Annotated in this window: 18 protein-coding genes; 1 reads left to right on the top strand and 17 read right to left on the bottom strand. The window is 39.7% G+C overall.

Annotation, left to right across the window (positions count from 1 at the left end; translation table 11 throughout):
- Positions 1-175 precede the first annotated feature (175 nt).
- Positions 176-2,710, top strand: a complete 2,535-nt coding sequence (locus D9O48_RS11290) for a zinc-dependent metalloprotease (RefSeq protein WP_233589237.1) — start codon at positions 176-178, stop codon at positions 2,708-2,710.
- A gap of 248 nt (positions 2,711-2,958) precedes the next feature.
- Here D9O48_RS11290 and D9O48_RS11285 read toward each other — a convergent pair whose 3' ends face one another.
- The 17 genes from D9O48_RS11285 to D9O48_RS11205 form a co-directional block, all read right to left on the bottom strand.
- On the bottom strand, positions 2,959-4,239 hold the full coding sequence (locus D9O48_RS11285; RefSeq protein ID WP_126973083.1) for an ABC transporter permease: 1,281 nt from the start codon (positions 4,237-4,239) through the stop codon (positions 2,959-2,961).
- Positions 4,240-4,427: 188 nt separating this feature from the next.
- On the bottom strand, positions 4,428-5,804 hold the full coding sequence (locus tag D9O48_RS11280) for an NADH-quinone oxidoreductase subunit N (protein ID WP_126973082.1): 1,377 nt from the start codon (positions 5,802-5,804) through the stop codon (positions 4,428-4,430).
- Between the two features lie 22 nt (positions 5,805-5,826).
- Positions 5,827-7,293 (bottom strand): complex I subunit 4 family protein, encoded by a 1,467-nt coding sequence (locus D9O48_RS11275; RefSeq protein ID WP_126973081.1) that lies wholly within the window; start codon positions 7,291-7,293, stop codon positions 5,827-5,829.
- A 32-nt stretch (positions 7,294-7,325) separates the two neighbouring features.
- A complete protein-coding gene (nuoL, locus tag D9O48_RS11270) occupies positions 7,326-9,239 on the bottom strand; it encodes an NADH-quinone oxidoreductase subunit L (RefSeq protein WP_126973080.1) in 1,914 nt (637 codons plus the stop codon).
- A gap of 47 nt (positions 9,240-9,286) precedes the next feature.
- Positions 9,287-9,616, bottom strand: a complete 330-nt coding sequence (gene nuoK / locus D9O48_RS11265) for an NADH-quinone oxidoreductase subunit NuoK (protein WP_126973079.1) — start codon at positions 9,614-9,616, stop codon at positions 9,287-9,289.
- A gap of 11 nt (positions 9,617-9,627) precedes the next feature.
- A complete protein-coding gene (locus D9O48_RS11260; RefSeq protein WP_126973078.1) occupies positions 9,628-10,143 on the bottom strand; it encodes an NADH-quinone oxidoreductase subunit J in 516 nt (171 codons plus the stop codon).
- An 8-nt stretch (positions 10,144-10,151) separates the two neighbouring features.
- A complete protein-coding gene (nuoI, locus tag D9O48_RS11255; RefSeq protein ID WP_126973077.1) occupies positions 10,152-10,703 on the bottom strand; it encodes an NADH-quinone oxidoreductase subunit NuoI in 552 nt (183 codons plus the stop codon).
- 31 nt (positions 10,704-10,734) lie between these two features.
- Positions 10,735-11,796 carry an NADH-quinone oxidoreductase subunit NuoH gene (nuoH, locus tag D9O48_RS11250; protein WP_199750560.1) on the bottom strand — a complete coding sequence of 354 codons (1,062 nt, stop codon included), beginning with the start codon at positions 11,794-11,796 and terminating at the stop codon, positions 10,735-10,737.
- Positions 11,797-11,832: 36 nt separating this feature from the next.
- On the bottom strand, positions 11,833-12,924 hold the full coding sequence (locus D9O48_RS11245) for a 2Fe-2S iron-sulfur cluster-binding protein (RefSeq protein WP_126973076.1): 1,092 nt from the start codon (positions 12,922-12,924) through the stop codon (positions 11,833-11,835).
- A gap of 30 nt (positions 12,925-12,954) precedes the next feature.
- Positions 12,955-14,313, bottom strand: coding sequence for an NADH-quinone oxidoreductase subunit NuoF (nuoF, locus tag D9O48_RS11240; RefSeq protein ID WP_126973075.1), 1,359 nt, complete (start codon positions 14,311-14,313; stop codon positions 12,955-12,957).
- A 26-nt stretch (positions 14,314-14,339) separates the two neighbouring features.
- On the bottom strand, positions 14,340-14,753 hold the full coding sequence (locus tag D9O48_RS11235) for a copper resistance protein NlpE (RefSeq protein WP_126973074.1): 414 nt from the start codon (positions 14,751-14,753) through the stop codon (positions 14,340-14,342).
- A gap of 96 nt (positions 14,754-14,849) precedes the next feature.
- A complete protein-coding gene (locus D9O48_RS11230) occupies positions 14,850-15,347 on the bottom strand; it encodes an NADH-quinone oxidoreductase subunit NuoE family protein (RefSeq protein ID WP_126973073.1) in 498 nt (165 codons plus the stop codon).
- Between the two features lie 18 nt (positions 15,348-15,365).
- On the bottom strand, positions 15,366-16,601 hold the full coding sequence (locus tag D9O48_RS11225) for an NADH-quinone oxidoreductase subunit D (protein WP_126973072.1): 1,236 nt from the start codon (positions 16,599-16,601) through the stop codon (positions 15,366-15,368).
- A gap of 50 nt (positions 16,602-16,651) precedes the next feature.
- Positions 16,652-17,155 carry an NADH-quinone oxidoreductase subunit C gene (locus D9O48_RS11220; protein ID WP_126973071.1) on the bottom strand — a complete coding sequence of 168 codons (504 nt, stop codon included), beginning with the start codon at positions 17,153-17,155 and terminating at the stop codon, positions 16,652-16,654.
- Between the two features lie 29 nt (positions 17,156-17,184).
- Entirely contained in the window at positions 17,185-17,763 is a 579-nt protein-coding gene (locus D9O48_RS11215) for an NADH-quinone oxidoreductase subunit B (RefSeq protein ID WP_126973070.1), read from the bottom strand.
- A 58-nt stretch (positions 17,764-17,821) separates the two neighbouring features.
- On the bottom strand, positions 17,822-18,217 hold the full coding sequence (locus D9O48_RS11210; protein WP_126973069.1) for an NADH-quinone oxidoreductase subunit A: 396 nt from the start codon (positions 18,215-18,217) through the stop codon (positions 17,822-17,824).
- A gap of 155 nt (positions 18,218-18,372) precedes the next feature.
- Positions 18,373-20,007 carry a tetratricopeptide repeat protein gene (locus D9O48_RS11205; RefSeq protein WP_148114544.1) on the bottom strand — a complete coding sequence of 545 codons (1,635 nt, stop codon included), beginning with the start codon at positions 20,005-20,007 and terminating at the stop codon, positions 18,373-18,375.
- Positions 20,008-20,010: the final 3 nt, after the last annotated feature.

The following is a 20,010-nucleotide window of genomic DNA, read 5'->3' as shown; positions in this document are numbered from 1 at the left end:
TCACTAAATCATTACAATTTATATCGAATCGTTAATTTCTAAAGGTCAGCAATTTAACACAATAATTTTTTATAAAACAACTTACACAAAAATTTAATAGTCATTTCGATATCTATTGAAGCTTTCAGTATCTTAGCTTGTCTAATTTAATCAACTAAAGGAGAAAAACAAACACATGCGAAAATTTCTTTTACTATGCTTAGTGACAGGGATGATACAAGTGGATGTAGACGCTCAACGCAGAAATCAACCTGCCACCCCGCCTGCTTCCGTTGTTAAAGACACTGTACCCCCTGCTCGTCCTAGCCAACCAGCTAACGCCCAAAGACCTGGCCCCAAAAGCTACAAAGACGTAGTTACTGACAAAGCCATCACCAAAAACGGCCTGTTTACTGTCCATTTTGTTAACAACCGCTGGTTGTTCGAATTCGACAAAAACCTTTTAGGTAAAGACCTTTTACTGGTTAGCAGAATTACCAAAGCTCCGGGTGAAGCCAGAGGTGCTGCTACCATTTATGCCGGCGATGTCATTAATGAATCTGTAATCAGATTTGAACAAGGCCCTGATGACAAAATCTTCCTGCGTAAAATCTCTCACGCGGTTCTATCGAAAGACACTGCCTCTGAGATGTACAGAAACATCGAAAATTCGAACGTACAGCCTATTTACGGCGCTTTTGCCATTCAGGCTTATACTCCGAACAAAAATGGCGTAGTAATCGATTTAACCGACTTTATCAGCGGTGACAACGATATCCTACACTTCGGTTCCCGTCAGAAGTCTTCTTTCCGTTTAGGTAATATCCAGGCTGATAAGTCTTATATTCAAGACGTTAAGTCTTTCCCGATCAACACAGAAATTAAAACTGTTAAAACTTATACCCAAACACCTCAGCAACCTACCGGTGCTGCAGCTGCTTTCGGTTTAAGAGGCGGACCAACAAATATTACTTTCGAACTGAATGCTTCTATTATCAAATTACCTGATAATCCGATGCAGCCACGTATTTTCGATCCCCGCGTTGGCTATTTCGCTACCCGTCACACTTCATTCGATTTAGATCCACACCGTGTAAACGATGTTACCAAAGTTACCCGTTGGAGACTCGAACCCAAAGATGCTGACATGGAGAAATTCAAAAGAGGTGAATTGGTGGAACCTAAAAAACCGATCATTTTTTATATTGACCCAACCACTCCGGCCAAATGGGTTCCTTATCTGATTCAAGGGGTGAATGACTGGCAGATTGCTTTCGAAAAAGCTGGTTTCAAAAACGCTATTTATGCACTTCCTGCTCCTACCAAAGAACAAGATTCTACCTGGAGCCTTGAAGATGCACGTCACTCCGTAATCGTGTACAAACCATCTGCTATTCCAAACGCATCCGGTCCTCACGTAAATGACCCAAGAACAGGTGAAATTTTAGAATCTCACATCAACTGGTACCATAACGTAATGAAATTATTACGCAACTGGTATATGATTCAGGCTTCGCCTAGCGATCCAGGCGCAAGAACAGGTAAATTCTCTGACGAATTAATGGGAGAATTAATCCGTTTCGTTTCTTCTCACGAAGTAGGCCACACTTTAGGTTTACAACACAACATGGGCTCTTCTGCCGCTACTCCGGTTGAAAAACTACGTGACCGTGCGTGGGTGGAGAAATTCGGACACACTTCTTCTATCATGGACTATGCACGTTTCAACTACGTAGCGCAGCCAGAAGACAAAATGAGTCAGAAAGGTTTATTCCCACGTATTAATGATTATGATATCTGGGCAATCGAATGGGCTTACAAACCAGTTTTAGGTAAAAATGAATTTCAGGAACAGGCAACCTTAAACGAATGGGTAAAGAAAACTTATGGTGACCCACGTTTACGTTTCATTAATCAGGACGGTATCGATCCAAGAGCTACTACCGAAGCATTGGGCGATAACGCAATGAAAGCCTCTACTTACGGTGTTAAAAACTTAAAATGGATTCTTCCTCAATTAGCTACATGGTTAAATGAACCGGCTAAAGATTTCGCCAGCTTAAATGAGGTGTATGATGATTTAGTAGCCCAGTATAACCGCTATATCGGCCACGTGATCGTTAACATCGGTGGAGTTTATACTGATTTAAAAACTACTGATCAATCAGGAGACGTTTATACCATCGTACCTAAAGCAACTCAAAAAGAAGCTTTAACTTACCTGGATAAAGAAGTTTTCCAAACGCCTACCTGGATTATTCCAAATGATCTTTTAAATAAATTCACTCACCCTGCAAGCGAAAACTTATCAGGCATTCAGATAAACACATTGAATAATTTACTTTCAATGGGTCGTCTTTCCCGTATGATTAACTATACAACAAGAGATGCCGGCGCTTACAGAGCTGATGATTTAGTAGGAGATACTAAAAAGATTTTATTCACTGAGTTAGCTACCAGAAAAAATATCGATTATCACCGCAGAGCTTTACAAAAAGCTTTCGTTGAGCAATTAATCACACTTTCGAATCCCGGAGCTAATGCAAACCCTGCTGCCGCAGCCAGCGCAGCAAATGCAAAACGCTCAGATGTGGTTTCTATCGCAAAAGGTACTTTAAGATCATTAAAGTCTGAATTAACAACTGCTGCTGCAGGTTATGGTGACAAATTATCTAAATACCATTTACAAGATTTAGCTGATCGTATTACTGCTGCTTTAGAAGCAAAATAATTTCAGCTTTTGATATTTTAAAAGGGTATCCATTTACGGATACCCTTTTACTTTTTATGCATATTGGCTCTCAGCAAACACTAACGCCTTCTCACCGGCTTAACTTAACCTTGCCGGAAACTTCTTACCTAATAGTTTCCAACTGTCTTTATCAGCCCTACAGGCCCCTTAAAATAAAGTTTGCTTTTTGATGACGCATAAAAAAAGTCCCTACTAACGTGGAGACTTTTCATTAATATTTTTCTTCTTTATTCGTAACGTAATGCCTGAATCGGATTCAATCTGCCGGCTTTCCGGGCCGGATGCAGCCCTGCTAATAATCCAACCACACTACAGATAAAGATACCTGCCACTACCCAGTTCCAAGGAATTATCAGAGACGTATTTAGTAGAAGGCCGATCAGGTTTCCTAGTAGAACGCCGAATACAATTCCGAATGCAGCACCCATCAGACTGATGATAACCGCCTCCAGCAGAAATTGATTCTGAACGTTAAAGGATTTACCACCGATAGCTTTGATCAAACCTATTTCTTTTGTTCTTTCAGTTACAGCCACCAGCATAATATTCATCAGATTAATAGAAGCGGAGAACAATGTCAATATACCGATCACCACTGCAGCAATCCGGATACCCGCCAGCTGTCCCATCAGCATATTAGTTAAGCTATCGCTTTTATCAATATAAAAATTATCAGCCACATCAATAGGCAAAGTTCTCAGTTTTCTGAACAAGCCCTGTGCTTCATCTACAGCAGGTTCAAGTTGTTTGATATCTTTAATTTTTACGCCGATATTATAACTGGCATTCGGATTCGTATTAAAATATTGACGGGAAGTCGGGTAAGTAATTACGACCGTTTTATCGAAGTTTCTTCCCATGATAGAACCTTTTTCTTCGAGCGTACCTACAATTTGTAAAGAGATATCATTTACACGGATATTTTTACCAATCGCATTAGCAGGAACTCCTTTGAAATAATCATCAACGATCGTTTTTCCCACCAAACATATATTTCGCGCACCCTGTACGTCTAGGTCTGAGATATTTCTTCCTTCCTGCAGGTTATAACCATTCAGCTCCAGATAATTCTCATCGCCACCTACCAGACTATAGTTAGGATTTGACTTCTTACTTTCATACGTTATGATAGCATTTCCAGAACCAAATAAAGAAATAGCAACGCTGGCAGGAATCGGATACTCTTTTTTGAAAGCTTCTGCCTGCTTACGGGTAATAGGCCGGCCCAGGTAAGAAACCTTTTCCTTTTTTGACCCTACTTTTTCTTTGGAGGTATTGGAGCCACCTCCATTGAAAGAGAAGTTGCGCTCCTTCAATCTGATACTGAAACCGGAAGCTCCGATAGCAGAAAAAGATTCGGTGAATTTATTTTCAACTGCCTGAATAGCAGTATTAATTCCGATTAAAGCCGTTAACCCCAATGCGATCGTGGTAACAGTGATTGCAGTACGTAACTTGTTGGTACGAACTGTACGATATGCGAGAAATATGGTATCCTTGATGGTCATAAATAATCTGTCGTACTAAAGTAATAAATATTACCAGTAAACAGGTAAATCTTTACCGGGAAGTACAATTTTTATCAGTTACAAAGTTTTCTTGATTTATTCCAGAGGATACAAGATCTGTGAAGTGGTTTAGCTTACAGCAATTACAGCATATACTAAAAACCCCCAACAATGTTGGGGGTTTTCTATTAAAAATGTAAATAATTGAGTAGTAATTGTGGCTTAATACCCAGCAATATGATTAATGCAGCCAGTACACCCAAAGTAACCTTAAATCCGGTACTTACGGGAGTCATTTCAGCATTGCCTTCTTTAAAATACATTGCCTGGATAAGTCTTAAATAATAATACACGCTGACCACTGCACCCAGAATGGCAATAATAATCAACCAGGTATAACCACCCTGATAAACGAGTGACATCAGCATATAAAACTTAGCCATAAAACCGGCTGTGGCTGGTATACCCGCCAGCGATAAGGTGAAAATAGCGGTTACGGCAGCAATAAAGGGTTCTTTTTTTGCTAAGCCGTTAAATCCTTCGAAGGTATAGTCTTTCATTTTGATCAGTACAGCAAAAATTCCGATAGTTGCCAATGAGTAAGCAGCGGCGTAAAAGATAAGACCTTCTTTTCCGAAACCATTCATTGAAACTATTGCCAGCATCATGAAACCGGCTTGTGCGATAGAAGAGTACGACATCATGCGTTTTACGCTCAACTGGAATACAGCGGTAATATTTCCGATCAATAATGTTAAAGCGGTAATAATAGCAATGATTAGCTGCCATTGATAATGAGTATCGGCAAAACCTATTCTTAACAATCGGTAAAACGCTATAAATGATGCTGCTTTTACAATAGTTGCCATATAACTGGTAAACACAGACGGTGCACCATCGTACACATCAGGCGTCCAGAAATGGAACGGAGCAGCGGATACTTTAAAGGATAAAGACACAATCAACAGTACTAATCCTACCAGGGCATATGCAGGTAGCTGGAAGCTCAATGCCTCCGCAATTCTGTCGACATAAAAGGTTCCGCTCATACCATAAATCAGAGTCATACCCATCAACATAATACCGGTACTGAACGATCCCATCAGAAAATATTTCAAGGAAGCTTCATTACTCTTCAGATTTCTTTTATCCGATCCTGTCAGAATGTATAAAGGAATAGAGATAATTTCAATTCCTAAGAAGAGAATCAGCAATGAGTTAAACGAGCTTACAAGCGCAATACCGCAGGTAATAAAGAAAATCAATGCGAAATACTCAGCCAGTTCAATACCTACATTTTCCATATCCTTTGCGCTTAACAAAAAATACAGCAGTGTAGAGCCTATGGCAATAGCAGTGAATAAATAGCTGAAGCTATTAAACTGCAACATATTTTTGGTGTCGATTGTAAAGAAATGTACTCCATTAAAATCGAGCAGATGTACGATGAGTAAAAGCACCATACCCGTTATGGCCGTTGTACGAATAATAGACTTATTTTGTACAAAGGCGCCACAGAACATCATCACCACACCCCAGATAGCAGATAATACAATTGCATTCATAATTTATCTATAATTCGTTCGCTTAAGATGGACGTTTTAATAGCATGACAGACAATAACTGGTCTACTGCTTTTTGTGAATACTCTAAGAATGGTTGAGGATAAACTCCTAAAACAATGATCACAACAACTAATGCTGCCAGTGTACATTTTTCAGCCAGTGTAATATCACTCAGTTTCTCAGTAATATTATTTGTTTTACCAAACAATACTTTTTGCAACATATTTAAAGTGTAAATGGCAGACAGGATAATACCTAATCCGGCCAATACCGTAAACACTACATTATATGATGATACTTCAGAAGTGAAGATACCTGTAAACAACAGGAACTCACCGATAAAGCCGTTTGTTAGCGGAAGAGCAATGTTTGCAAAAGCAATTACTACAAAAAGAATTGCAAGAGCTGGTTGTTTTTGAGCCAGCCCCCCTAACTCATTAAGTTTTCGGGTACCGGTATTTCTTTCGATAATATCCACTACCATCCACAATGCGATAATAGTGATACCGTGATTAAACATCTGGATCATCACCCCCTGAAGAGAAATATCAGAGGCTACAAATATTCCTAATACCATTAAACCCATGTGGGCAATAGAAGAGTAAGCCACGAGGCGTTTAATATCATTCTGACGAAGTGCAATAACAGAGGCATATAACATACCAATTACACTTAATGTAGCGATCGTATCACCCCATGCCCATGTAGACATCGGCATCACCGGAACGACCCACTTTAAAATTGCGAAGATCCCCATCTTTACCATCAAACCACTCAACACCATCGTTGTACTGGTAGGAGACTGTTCATAAGTATCCGGCTGCCAGGTATGTACAGGGAAGATCGGAACTTTGATTGCAAACGCGATGAATATAAACCAGAATACCCATGCTTCAGTTTTATAAGCCAGTCTTACCTGTGTAAAAGCTTCCCAGGAGAAAGAATGGTCTGGCGCCTGACTGCTGATGAAAATAATTCCGATCAGCATGAAAAGTGAACCGAAGAAGGTATATAAAAAGAATTTAATGGTAGCAGCGATTCTTTTTTCTCCTCCCCATTGTGAACACAGGAAGTAAGCGGGAATTAATACCAACTCCCAGAAGAAATAGAATAACAATGCATCGTTTGCAACAAAAACACCCATTAAACCAGCCTGCATGAACGACATGAGGCCAAAGTAATTATGTGGTTTTGAATACGTATTTTTCGATGCGATAAATAATATTAACGGATATGTTAAGCCTGTAAGCAATACCATGATCATCGCCAGCGTATCGATCGATACGGTAAAGGTTGAATTGATCAGCGGAATCCATTCAGTTGAGTACGATAAACATTCGGCTGAAGAAGTGGTGCAGGCCCAAAGCGTCACTGCCAGGGTGGCTATACTACCTATGATAGAAAGATTAGCCGCACGATTCCCTCCTTTCATTAAGAAAGCCAATAACCCACTCACTAAAGGAATTGCAATTAATAAAACTGGTATCATTGTCTATATAAAAATTTCGAGATTCAAGTTTCTTATTTCTTCGTAAAGTACATGACTACAAATAATGCAATCATTCCTAAAACCATCAATAACACGTAATTGGTAACCTGTCCGCTTTGTAAATATCTCAGCTGACGGGCGGTATATTGTACCAACCTTCCGGAACCGTTTACAATACCATTGATAAATTTATTTTCAACGAATTTTTCTAATAAGTTAGACAGTGCGAAAAGCGGTCTTACAATAATTGCATTGTAAATTTCATCTACATACCATTTATTGGCTAACACTTTTCCGAAACCGGCCGGTTCTTCTAAATCAGGATTTTTAGAGAACTTATTCACTGCGTAGAAAATAGCTATTGCTGCTATACCTACAGATACACCCATTAGCATATACTCAGTGCTGTGAGATAAATGATGCGCATGACCGGCAGTCAATTCTTTAGAGGCGGCAAAAACAGGAGCCAGGTATTGATCTAACCAATGTGCATTTTCCATCAATACAGCCGGTACACCCAGAAAACCAGCGCCTGCACTTAATACAGCCAGTACAATCAAAGGAAAAACCATCGCTTTCGGGCTTTCATGTAAGTGATGTTCCTGCTCTTGTGTTCCTCTGAATTTACCCAGGAAAGTAGTGGCGTATAATCTGAACATATAAAATGCAGTCATTGCAGCACCGATAACGCCTAAAATCCAATAGATTTTATTAGCAGACCAGGCTGCCGCCAGAATTTCATCTTTCGAGAAGAAACCAGATAAAGGTGGAATACCTGCGATAGCAATACAACCAACAAAGAATGTCCAGTGTGTATGTGGTAAATGTTTTTTCAGCCCACCCATTTTACGAATATCCTGTTCATGGTGCATCGCATGAATTACAGAGCCTGCACCGAGGAATAACAATGCTTTGAAGAAAGCATGAGTCATTACGTGAAATACCGCTCCGGTATATGCTCCCACCCCTAATCCCAGGAACATATATCCTAATTGGGACACGGTAGAGTAAGCCAATACCTTTTTAATATCGTTTTGCTTTAAGGCGATGGTTGCAGCAAATAAAGCGGTTACTAAACCCACAACAGCCACTACACCTTGTGTAAAAGGTGCCATCGTATAAAGTACATTACTTCTTGCAATCATGTAAATACCGGCAGTTACCATCGTTGCGGCGTGAATGAGTGCAGATACAGGAGTAGGACCCGCCATCGCATCAGGTAACCAGGTATAGAGAGGTAACTGAGCCGACTTACCCATTGCTCCAACAAAAAGCAAAAGAGTAATACCGGTAATATCGGTAGGCGTTAATACCTGCAATGTTTCAGCAGAGAATACAGTAGCAAATGTAACTGTATCAACTTTTGCAATTAACCAGAAGATAGCTAACAAAAAGCCTAAGTCACCAATACGGTTCATAATAAAAGCTTTCTTAGCAGCATTGGTATAGTCAATATTCTTAAACCAGTAACCGATTAATAAATAAGAACACAAACCAACACCTTCCCATCCGATGAACATAATTACAAAGTTATTGCCGAGTACCAGTAATAACATTGAGAAAACGAACAAATTCAGATAGGCGAAATATCTGGCAAAATGACTATTTGATTCTTCGTGCATGTAAGCTGTAGAATACACGTGAATCAAAAAGCCGACGCCGGTAATAATCAGTAGAAATAAAGCCGAAAGCTGGTCAACCTGAAATGCAAAAGGAATAGACAGTTCATTCACTTTAATGAATGTAAATAACTCCGATACAAAAGTTGCCCCTTCTTTCACTTGTAAAAAGAGGAGTAAGCTCAAAATAAATGAACCTAAAATTACTCCGCTACCGATTATTCCTGCAGCTGTTTTGGAAAGTTTGTTCCTGAGCAAGCCGTTGATCAGAAATCCGACCAAAGGAAGTAAAGGAATAAACCATACTAATTGCAAAGCACTCTTCATAAAGCCTGTTTATATGCTATGAATCCTTTTAGGAAAAAATTCAAAGATTAATGTTTCAATCTGTTTAAGAAGTTCACATCCACCGAACGTGTATTTCGGTAAAGCAATACGATAATTGCCAACCCGACACTTACTTCGGCTGCCGCTACTACCATGATAAAGAACACGAATAACTGTCCTTCGGTACCGGCATTCGGATTCACTTCCATTAATTTCAGGTGATGCATTTTAGAGAATGCTACCAGCAATAAGTTTACGGCATTTAACATTAATTCAATGCACATAAAAATGATGATGGCATTTCTACGCGTCAGCACCCCAACAATACCAATAGTAAATAATGCTAATGATAGAAAAATATACTGTTCTATAGGCATCGTAAAGATTTTTAAGATTTAGTGGTTTCTGTTTTTTTACCTAAAACTACAGCTCCCACCATCGCACTCAAAAACAACACACTCGCTATTTCGAAAGGAATGACGTAGTCGGTAAATAATGTTTTACCTAAATTTTCTAACAATCCGATACTTCCTTCATTGGTTTGGGCTACCAGTGTAGCTTGTTCCGCTCCTTTCAGAGAGGCAACAATGACCAATAATAAAAGCCCGCCGGAAAGTACTCCTGCCATCTGAAGCCATTTGTTTTTCTTAGCTTCTTTATGGGTACTCAGGTTCATTAACATGATTACAAAGAGGAACAATACCATGATAGCTCCTGCATAAACAATCATATTAACAATGCCGAGAAATTGCGCATTCAAAAGAATATAATGGCCTGAAATAGCTACGAAGGTTACAATCAACCATAGTACGCTATGCACGGGATTTTTACTTAAAATCACTAATAGTGCGCTACCAATTGCCATTGCACTGAGTGAATAAAATAATATTTCTGTTACGCTCATAGCAAAGATTAATTTTGGGTTGCTTTTGCTCTGTTTCCTAATGCTTGCTGATATGCTTCGGGTTCATTTACCGGGTGAGGAATCAACAAATCAGGTTTGCCATATATAAATCCTTTTCTGTTATAGTTTGCCGGAGCAAATGTTTCTGAAAGGTAAACGGCATCTTTCGGACAAGCTTCTTCACATAATCCGCAGAAAATACAGCGCAGCATATTGATTTCATATTTTGCTGCATACTTTTCTTCTCTGTACAAATGTTCTTCTCCGGGTAAACGTTCAGCTGCTTCCATAGTGATGGCTTCTGCCGGACAAGCGACTGCACACAAGCCGCAGGCTGTACAACGCTCTCTCCCTTCTTCATCTCTGTTCAAAATGTGTAACCCTCTGAATACTTTACTGAAAGGGCGTTTTTGTTCAGGATATTGAAAAGTCGGTTTCTTTTTAAAGAAGTGCTTCAAAGTGATCATCATCCCTTTGGCAATATTCCACAAGTACAGACTCTCCACGAACGTCATGGGTGACCTGTCTACCGGCTTCGCTTTATTAGTTAACGGTTGCATATCTAATAATTTCAAAAAATTTATACGAACGCTATTGTTGTCTCCACAAAATCACAATAGCAGTGATAATCATATTTACTAATGCTAACGGAATAAGTTTTTTCCAACCTAAATCCATTAACTGGTCATATCTGAATCTCGGAATAGTCCATCTTACCCAGATAAAGAAGAAGATGAAACCACCGGTTTTAATTAAGAGTACTACCGACTGGAGAATTGAAACAGGGTTATGTCCCCATGATTCCCGTAATGCGGCATCATTTACAAACGGAATATCATAACCTCCGAAGAAAAGGGTTGCCATTAATACGGAAGAAATAAACATATTGATATACTCGGCAAATAAATAGAACCCGAGTTTCATGGAAGAATATTCCTGGTGGTAACCAAAGTTCAATTCAGATTCAGCTTCCGGTAAATCGAACGGTGTTCTGTTACATTCTGCAAATGCACAAATAAGAAAGATTAAAAAGCCTAATGGCTGTAAGAATACATTATAAACACCATCGACCTGCGCTTCCACAATGCTCGACATTTTCAGGGTTCCGGTTACCATTAATAAAGCAATTAATGATAAACCCATCGGTAGTTCATAAGATATTACCTGTGAAGCTCCTCTTAACGCAGCAAGTAAGGAGAATTTATTATTGGAAGCCCAGCCTCCGATCATTACTCCGAATACACCCATCGCTACAATGCCGAAAATATATAGAATTCCGATATTGATATCAGCCACCTGCAGCGCTACTTCCCTTTCACCAAAGAACAATGTACTTCCCCAGGGAATAACTGCTGATGTTAACATTGCTGTCAACATCGCCAAACAAGGACCTAAAACGAATAATACTTTGTTAGCAGAGTTAGGTGTAATTTCTTCCTTCATGAACAGCTTTAAACCGTCTGCCAAAGGTTGAAGAATACCACCGGGCCCTGCACGGTTCGGACCTAAACGGTCTTGAATATAACCGGCAATTTTACGTTCAGCCAGCGTTTCATACATCGCTACTACTAAAGAAATCACAATAACAGCAGAGATCAATAGCGCTTTCTCTAAAATCAAAGCCCAGTCAATGACTAATAATGTTGGATGCATTTTTATTGCAATTATTATCTTGATGATAGTTGAATGTTACTTTGTTTCAGATTGAAAATCGGTACTATGTGCAGGACCATCAATCATCGACAACTGTTTTCCAGGTTTATTCACCTCACTGATGCTATGGATATCCATCAACAGTTTCGGTTGACGGCCATTTAAAACTTCAGATAATGGCTCTTTTGGTTTTTCCATACCTACGTAATGCCCTTGTGAGATCACTGAATGGCGTGAAATTTCTCTCGGCCCTTCGATAATCCAGTCACTGGTTTTCTTTTTCTCAAAGCGGCATTCGTTACAAATCCAATCTTCAACTTCACCATATTGATCTTTTCTGGCAGTAACTCTGAATACTTCGTCACCTCTGTACCATAATGTTACTTTACCCGAACATTTGCTACAATTACAATGAGCATCTACCGGCTTCAGGAACCATACACGGTTTTTAAAACGGAAAGTTTTATCGGTAAGGGCTCCTACCGGGCAAACATCTATCACGTTTCCGATAAAGTCGTTATCTAAAGACTTCTCAATGTAGGTAGCTATTTCAGCATGATCACCTCTATCCAGAATACCGTGTACACGTTTATTGGTTAACTGATCAGCAGTAAACACACAACGGTAGCAAAGAATACAGCGCGTCATGTGTAACTGTATATATTTTCCTAAATCATGTTTAGGGAAAGTTCTGCGTTTAAATTCGTAGCGGGTGCCTTCTTTACCATGCTCATAGCTGAGGTCTTGCAAATGACACTCACCTGCCTGATCACAAACCGGACAATCCAGCGGGTGATTCAACAATAAGAATTCTACCACACCATTTCTTGCGTCTACAACTCTTTCGCTGGTAATATTTTTTACCACCATTCCATCCATTACGGTAGTTCTGCAAGACGCCACCAGTTTCGGCATCGGGCGTGGATCAGCAGTAGATCCCTGTGCCACTTCTACGAGGCAGGTTCTGCATTTACCACCACTACCTTCGAGTTTACTGTAATAGCACATTGCCGGAGGAACGACCTCTCCGCCGATTTGACGGGCGGCATTCAAGATGGTGGTTCCCGGCTCTACGTCGAGGGTGATATTATCAATCGTTACCTTAAATAACTTTTTTTCTTCAGCCATTGCTTATCTTATTAAAAGACTACGATATTATTAAGCGGTTGGTGAAACTTCTAATGGATCTGCATAATGTGCTAATCCGAAATTTCTGGTTAAGCATTCTTCACGGTTAGTGATATGCCATTCAAATTCATCACGGAAGTGACGGATTGCAGCGGCCACAGGCCAGGCGGCGGCGTCACCTAACGGACAAATTGTATTTCCTTCAATTTTTCTCTGTATGTCCCATAAAAGATCAATGTCGCTCATTTCTCCTCTTCCGCTCTCAATTTTCTGAAGAATTTTCTCCATCCAACCGGTTCCTTCTCTACAAGGAGAACATTGTCCGCAAGACTCATGACGATAGAATCTCGCCAGCGTTAAAGTATGTTTTACCACACACTGATCTTCATCTAACACGATGAATCCGCCTGATCCCATCATTGTACCGGTAGCAAAACCACCGTCTGATAAGCTCTCGTAATTCATCATACGTGTTTCGCCTTTTGCTGTTTTCAACAAAAGATTAGCAGGTAAAATAGGTACTGAAGAACCTCCGGGAATACAAGCTTTTAAACGTTTCCCGTTTTTAATACCACCGCAATACTCATCGCTATAGATAAACTCTTCTACGGAAATAGTCATATCAATTTCATACACCCCCGGTTTATTGATATTACCGCATGCTGAAATTAATTTGGTTCCGGTAGATCTGCCTACACCGATTTTTATATATTCTTCGCCGCCCATATTAATAATAGGCACGACAGCTGCTAATGTTTCTACGTTATTGACCACTGTCGGACAACCCCATACACCTTTTACAGCAGGGAATGGAGGTTTAATACGAGGGTTTCCTCTTTTACCTTCCAGTGATTCAATCAGGGCAGTTTCCTCACCACAGATATAGGCACCTCCTCCACGTTGAACATAAATCTGACAATCGAAGCCGGTTCCTAAAATGTTTTTACCGAGAAAGCCATTCTGATTGGCTTCGGCAATAGCTTCTTCCAGAATATCTACAATCCAGGCATATTCACCGCGGATATAAATATAAGTTCTGTTAGAACCTAACGCATAAGAAGAAACGATCAATCCTTCAATCAGCAGATGAGGGATTTTTTCCATCAGGAAACGATCTTTAAACGTACCGGGTTCTGATTCGTCGGCATTACATACGAGGTAACGTGGAACGCCTTCCGGCTTTGCCAGAAAACTCCACTTCATACCCGTAGGGAAGCCTGCTCCTCCTCTACCTCTAAGTCCGCTTTTTTTCACTTCTTCGGTAACATCATCGGGGCTCATCGTTTTCAGTGCTTTTTCAACACTACGATATCCGCCTTCCCTACGATATACGTCGAAACTGCGAATGCCTTCGATATGTGCTTTTTCAATTAAAAGTTTTCTGCCCATTGTTAGATTGGAACTTTACCTTTTATTTAAAATACTTTCTTCAAATTATACTTCATTCCGAATTCGTCGTTCATCAGTTTTCCTTCCATGTCAATTGCCATTAAAGCTGTATCTGTTCTGAATCTTTTCGACACACCTTCCTTTCTGTTCAACAGTAATGTATCTCCTTTCCACTCGTAAGACCCTTCTTCTTTGTGTTGCGGGTTTCCTTCTTTATCTGTGAGGTAAGTATTTGACTCTACATAAGAATGATCATCATTTAAAGTCAATACCACTTCAATTCCCATACAATCCGCACAAGGAATTAATCCTTTATATTGTTCCACAGCTTTTGACGTTGTCAGGTTTTCATCTGGTGAAACGGAATTCTGATTTTTATTCTCTTCGCTTTTGCATGCAAAACATGCAGCGATCAAAACAAATGCAAATACTTTTTTCATAATGATGTTTTTTGAAAATTGTTATTTCTTAACATCACTATTCCGTATTTTTTATACACGTACTCAGTGATGAATACGGTTTAGATTTGCTTTAGGTTAATTATTAGCAGCAGCATTTGATCTGCATTCTGCTATAATCTGGTCAACTCTTTCTTTTGTTAAATGCTCTTTGAAATGTTTGCCCAATTGCATCATAGGAGCATATCCGCAGGCACCTAAACATTCGGCCACTTTCAGTGTAAACATTCCATCGCTGGTAGTTTGTCCTACTTCAATTCCTAATGTTTCTTTGATATAGGCTACGATATCATCGCTTCCATTGATCATACAAGGGCCCGTCTGGCATACTTCAAAAACGAATTTACCAACAGGTTTCAGATTAAACATGGTATAGAAGGTAGCTACTTCATAAACCTCAATAGGTTCAATTTGTAACAATCCTGCTACATAATCCATTGTTTCAGCACTCAACCAACCGAATTCTTCCTGAGCAAGGTGCAGCAAAGGAATCAATGCACTTTTTTGTTTTCCTTCCGGATAACGTGCAATGATCGTTGCTACTTTTGATAATTTCTCATCTGAAAATTTAACCATATTCGTTGCTTTTTTCGGTTATGCGTCTAATTCACCTGCAATTAAGTTCAAGCTACTCATTACAATAACCGCGTCGGCCAGCATACCGTCTTTGATTAGTTCTTCGTAAGCCTGATAATAGATAAAACTAGGACGGCGGAAGTGCAAACGATAAGGAGTTCTTCCTCCATCACTAATTAAATAATATCCTAATTCACCGTTAGCACCTTCAACCGGGAAATACAATTCTCCTTTCGGAATTTTGATTTCACCCATAATAATTTTGAAGTGCCAGATTAATGCTTCCATTTTAGTGTAAACATCTTCTTTCTTCGGCAAATAATATTCTGGAATGTCGGCATGATAGATCTGACTTTCTGCTTCCGACATATTTTTTACTTTGCTATAAGCTTGTTCGATAATTCGGAGAGACTGCCACATTTCAGCATTTCTTACGAGGAAACGGTCGTAGCAATCGCCTGTAGTACCTACAGGTACTTCAAAATCGAATTCTTCATAAGAAGAATATGGTGTATGAATACGAACGTCATAATCCACACCTGCAGCTCTTAAATTCGGGCCTGTAAATCCGTAGTTCAATGCTCTTTCAGCACTGATCGGACCAGCACCGATACAACGTTCCATAAAGATTCTGTTTCTGGTAAACAGGTCTTCAAACTCTTTCAGCACTTTCGGATATTCTGCTAAGAATTTCTCCAGTTTCTGGAATGCTACCGGCGTAAAGTTTCTTTCGAAACCACCGATTCTACCAATATTGGTAGTTAGTCTCGAACCGCAAACTTCTTCATAGATTTCGTAAATCAATTCACGGTATTGCATTACATACAGGAATCCTGTGAACGCACCAGAGTCTACCCCCATGATAGAAGAACAGATCAGGTGATCGGCAATACGAGCCAGCTCCATGATGATTACACGCAGGTAATCAACACGCTTAGGCGTTTCAATGCCTAAAAGCTTTTCGCAGGTTAAATGCCACCCGATATTATTAATGGGAGAGGAACAATAGTTTAAACGGTCGGTAATCGGTGTCACCTGATAAAGTGGTCTTCTTTCAGCCAGCTTTTCAAATGCACGGTGGATATACCCTACAGTTTGTTCAGCAGAAACAATTCTTTCTCCGTCCAACTCCAGAATATTCTGGAACACGCCGTGCGTTGCAGGGTGGGTTGGACCAAGATTTAAAGTAGATGTTTCTTTACCGATTGACCCTTCGGGTAATCTGATATTTGAATGATGTATTACGTCAGACATTACTGTCTATCATTTAGCTTAAAGAAATAGGTTTTCTGTTGATAGAAATATTATCTACCAAACATGTCGTCATCTTTATCGATTCTGGTTTGATCTTCCAATGGAAATTCTTTCCTTAGTGGGAAATAATCCATTTCATCAACATTGAGAATACGTTTTAAATTCGGATGACCGACAAATTGCACACCGAAGAAATCATATGTTTCGCGTTCCATCCAGTTTGCTGATTCAAACAAACGTGTAGCGCTGAAAACGTCTGGGCTTTCTACCGGAACATATATTTTGAAACGTAAACGAACATTTTCAACGAGGTTATGCAGGTGATACACTACTGCCAACTCTCTTCCTTTATCGTGCGGATAATGCACCGCCTGAAGGTCTGTTAAGAAGCGAAATGCAAGATCATCCTCGTCATAAAGAAACTGCAATACTTTCAGATTCATTGCTGCAGTTGCTTCAAACGTCAACATCCCATGAGGTTCTTCAAAGCCGGTGACCTCTTCACCAAACTTCTGCAATAACCGTTCTTTTATATGATCGTAAGATAATGCCATGTGCTTTGTTATTTCAATCGTAAAGATTATTATTGAATGCCGTAACTTTCTAATAAAGCTTTATACTGAGGACTATTTCTGCGGCGGATATCTTCCTTGCCTACCAGGTCCTGTATTCTCATTACGCCATCAATTACAGCTTCCGGCCTTGGCGGACAGCCCGGAATATATACATCTACAGGAATAATCTGATCGATTCCCTGCAGAACGCTATAAGTATCGAATATTCCACCACTGCTGGCGCATGCACCCATTGCAATTACCCATCTCGGTTCTGCCATTTGTAAATACACCTGACGAACAACGGGAGCCATTTTTTTAGCGATAGTACCCATCACCATCAAAAGATCACATTGGCGTGGTGAAAACCCTACACGCTCAGCACCAAAACGAGCCAAATCGTAGTTAGAGCCCATTGTTGCCATGAATTCAATTCCACAACAGGAAGTTGCGAACGGTAAGGGCCATAGAGAATTTTTACGCGCCAAACCCACTACTTGAGAAAGTGAGGTAGCGAAAAAACCTTCTCCGGTATACCCGTCAGGACTTTCGTGAACGAGTTTTACCGAAGTTTGCCCATAAATATTATGTTGTACCGGACGTGCCATAAACTTAATTGTTTCGATATGGATCAATATTGTTCCTAATAACGTAAATAACAGGTTATTAGTCTTCCCAATTCAATGCTCCTTTCTTCCACACATAAATAAACCCACACAGGAAAAACCCTACGAACATCATTACTGCGGCAAAACCTTGCCATCCGAGCTCTCTGAAGTTCACTGCATAAGGATAGAAGAAAATTACTTCAACATCAAATAGTACGAATAAAATTGCCACTAAGAAGTATTTGATGGCCATGGGTTGGCGGGCATCACCATGAGACTCAATCCCACTGGTAAAATTGGCTAATTTATCAGCGGTTTTTCTTGAGGGGCCCAGTAAATGGGTCGCAGCTATGGTGATAACTACAAATCCAATGGCAAACAAAAACTGCAAAGCGATTGGAAAATACCAATAAGCACTGTCTGCATGTTGTGCTTGTAACAAGTATATATTCATAACTCGCTTAGTTTCTAACAAAAATAAGGTTTACTAAGACAAATTTCAAGATAATTGGTGAAAATCAATAAAATAAAAATCCCGATCGACAAAATCGATCGGGATTTTTAATTTCCTAAATCGGGAATTTTTTTATATTAAAATCGAAATACAGCTTATTTGCCTTTTTGATTTTTAATAATATTCTCCACCACCTCTTTAAATTTAACCGCATTTTCATTTGCTGAATCTACAGCCAGTACTTTGTTAAAGTGGTCGAGTGCTTTTTGATACTCTTTGCTGACATTTACTTCATATTGTGCCAAGATAAAGTTAGCACGGATGTAAGCGTCTTTTACAGCATTCACCTGATTCAATTCTTCCATTTTTGTAACAAACAGGTTCCACGCCGGGTAAGCTAACCCTTTTGACATTTCATCATCATCTAATGCGTTGGCGCTGTATGCTGACCATAAATAACCGAATGATTCTGTTGGATATTTCTCAATATAAGTATTGAAAATAGCATAAGAAGAATCATACATACCTGCCTGATAATAAGCATATCCGTAATCGTATAAATCTCTGTTGCTCGGTGTTTCTTTTGCACGGTAGATCATACCCTGAACATACGCTTTCGCAGCTTTCAGGCTATTTTTTGCCGTAAACGCAGAAGCTTCATTCAGGAATTTAATTTTATCGTTTTTGTCAGCATCTAATGCATCACCTCTTTTAATTGCTTCTAAAACCGCTGCAGTATCGCCTAATTTCAAATCGGTTTTAGCTAACAATAAATAGTCTGTAGGCAGTGCCGGGGCATCTTCGTTTGCTTCAGCAAAGAAAGTTTCGATGTATTTTTTAGCATCTTCCGGCTGACCTAATGTGTCAGAAGCGAAAGCTGCCATACGGTACATTCTCGGACTCACTTTGTCGCCCATAGACTGCGTTAATTCCAGTGCTTTTTGTTTTGCAGCAGCATACTCACCTTTTACATAAGCAAGATCTAATTTGGTATACTCCAGATTAGCGTCTCTGTCTGCATTTTGCTCATATTTAGCGAAATATTCAGAAGCTTTATTTAAATCTCTTGAATACCAGTGGTAGAATAATTCATAATAGGCTGGTTTGAAACCTGCATCTTTGCTGATGGCAGATTCAAAGGCAGGTACATATAAGTCAGCACTTGTTTCACCCTGAGTCTGATATAATTTACCTTCTTTGTATTTAGCAGCAGCGTAGCTGCCATCGATCGCCAAAGCCTGGCTATAGCTGGTAATGGCATGTCCACCGTCTGTTTTTTTACGGTATGCATCGCCCATTAAAACATACGTTTCAGGATCGTTGAACTTTTTAATCAGGGTAGCCGCTTTCAATTTGTCGATAGCATAATCAGCATCGCCCAGTTTAGAGTCAACGTTTGCTCTGCCGATTGCGTTATAAATATCAACCGATCTTCCTTTTGAAGCGGTAATAGCTGTTTCGAATTTCTGACGAGCTTCGGCTGTTTTACCGAACTTCAGGTCGCTGTGTCCTGCAGCAACTAATAATAAAGGATCTGAGCTGCTTTTCGCCAAAGCATCCTGATATAGTTTCTGTGCTCCAACAGAGTCTTTTAACTTGAATAAAGTTTGTCCTAACCAATAAACTGCTTCAGTATTGCCAGGATTACCTTCCACTACTTTTTGAAAGTTTTCTTTAGCGCTGGTATAGCGCTCATAATAAAACATTTTCTTTCCTTGCTCTACACTCTGAGCAAAAAGCACGTTGCCCGAAAGAACAACCACTGCCAATAAACTGAATGACTTCTTCATCAT

It is taken from the genome of Gynurincola endophyticus (genome assembly GCF_003991195.1).
Classification (GTDB): Bacteria; Bacteroidota; Bacteroidia; order Chitinophagales; family Chitinophagaceae; genus Gynurincola; species Gynurincola endophyticus.
The sequence above is the reverse complement of the archived record's forward strand: the minus strand, read 5'-3'. Positions and strand labels throughout refer to the sequence as shown.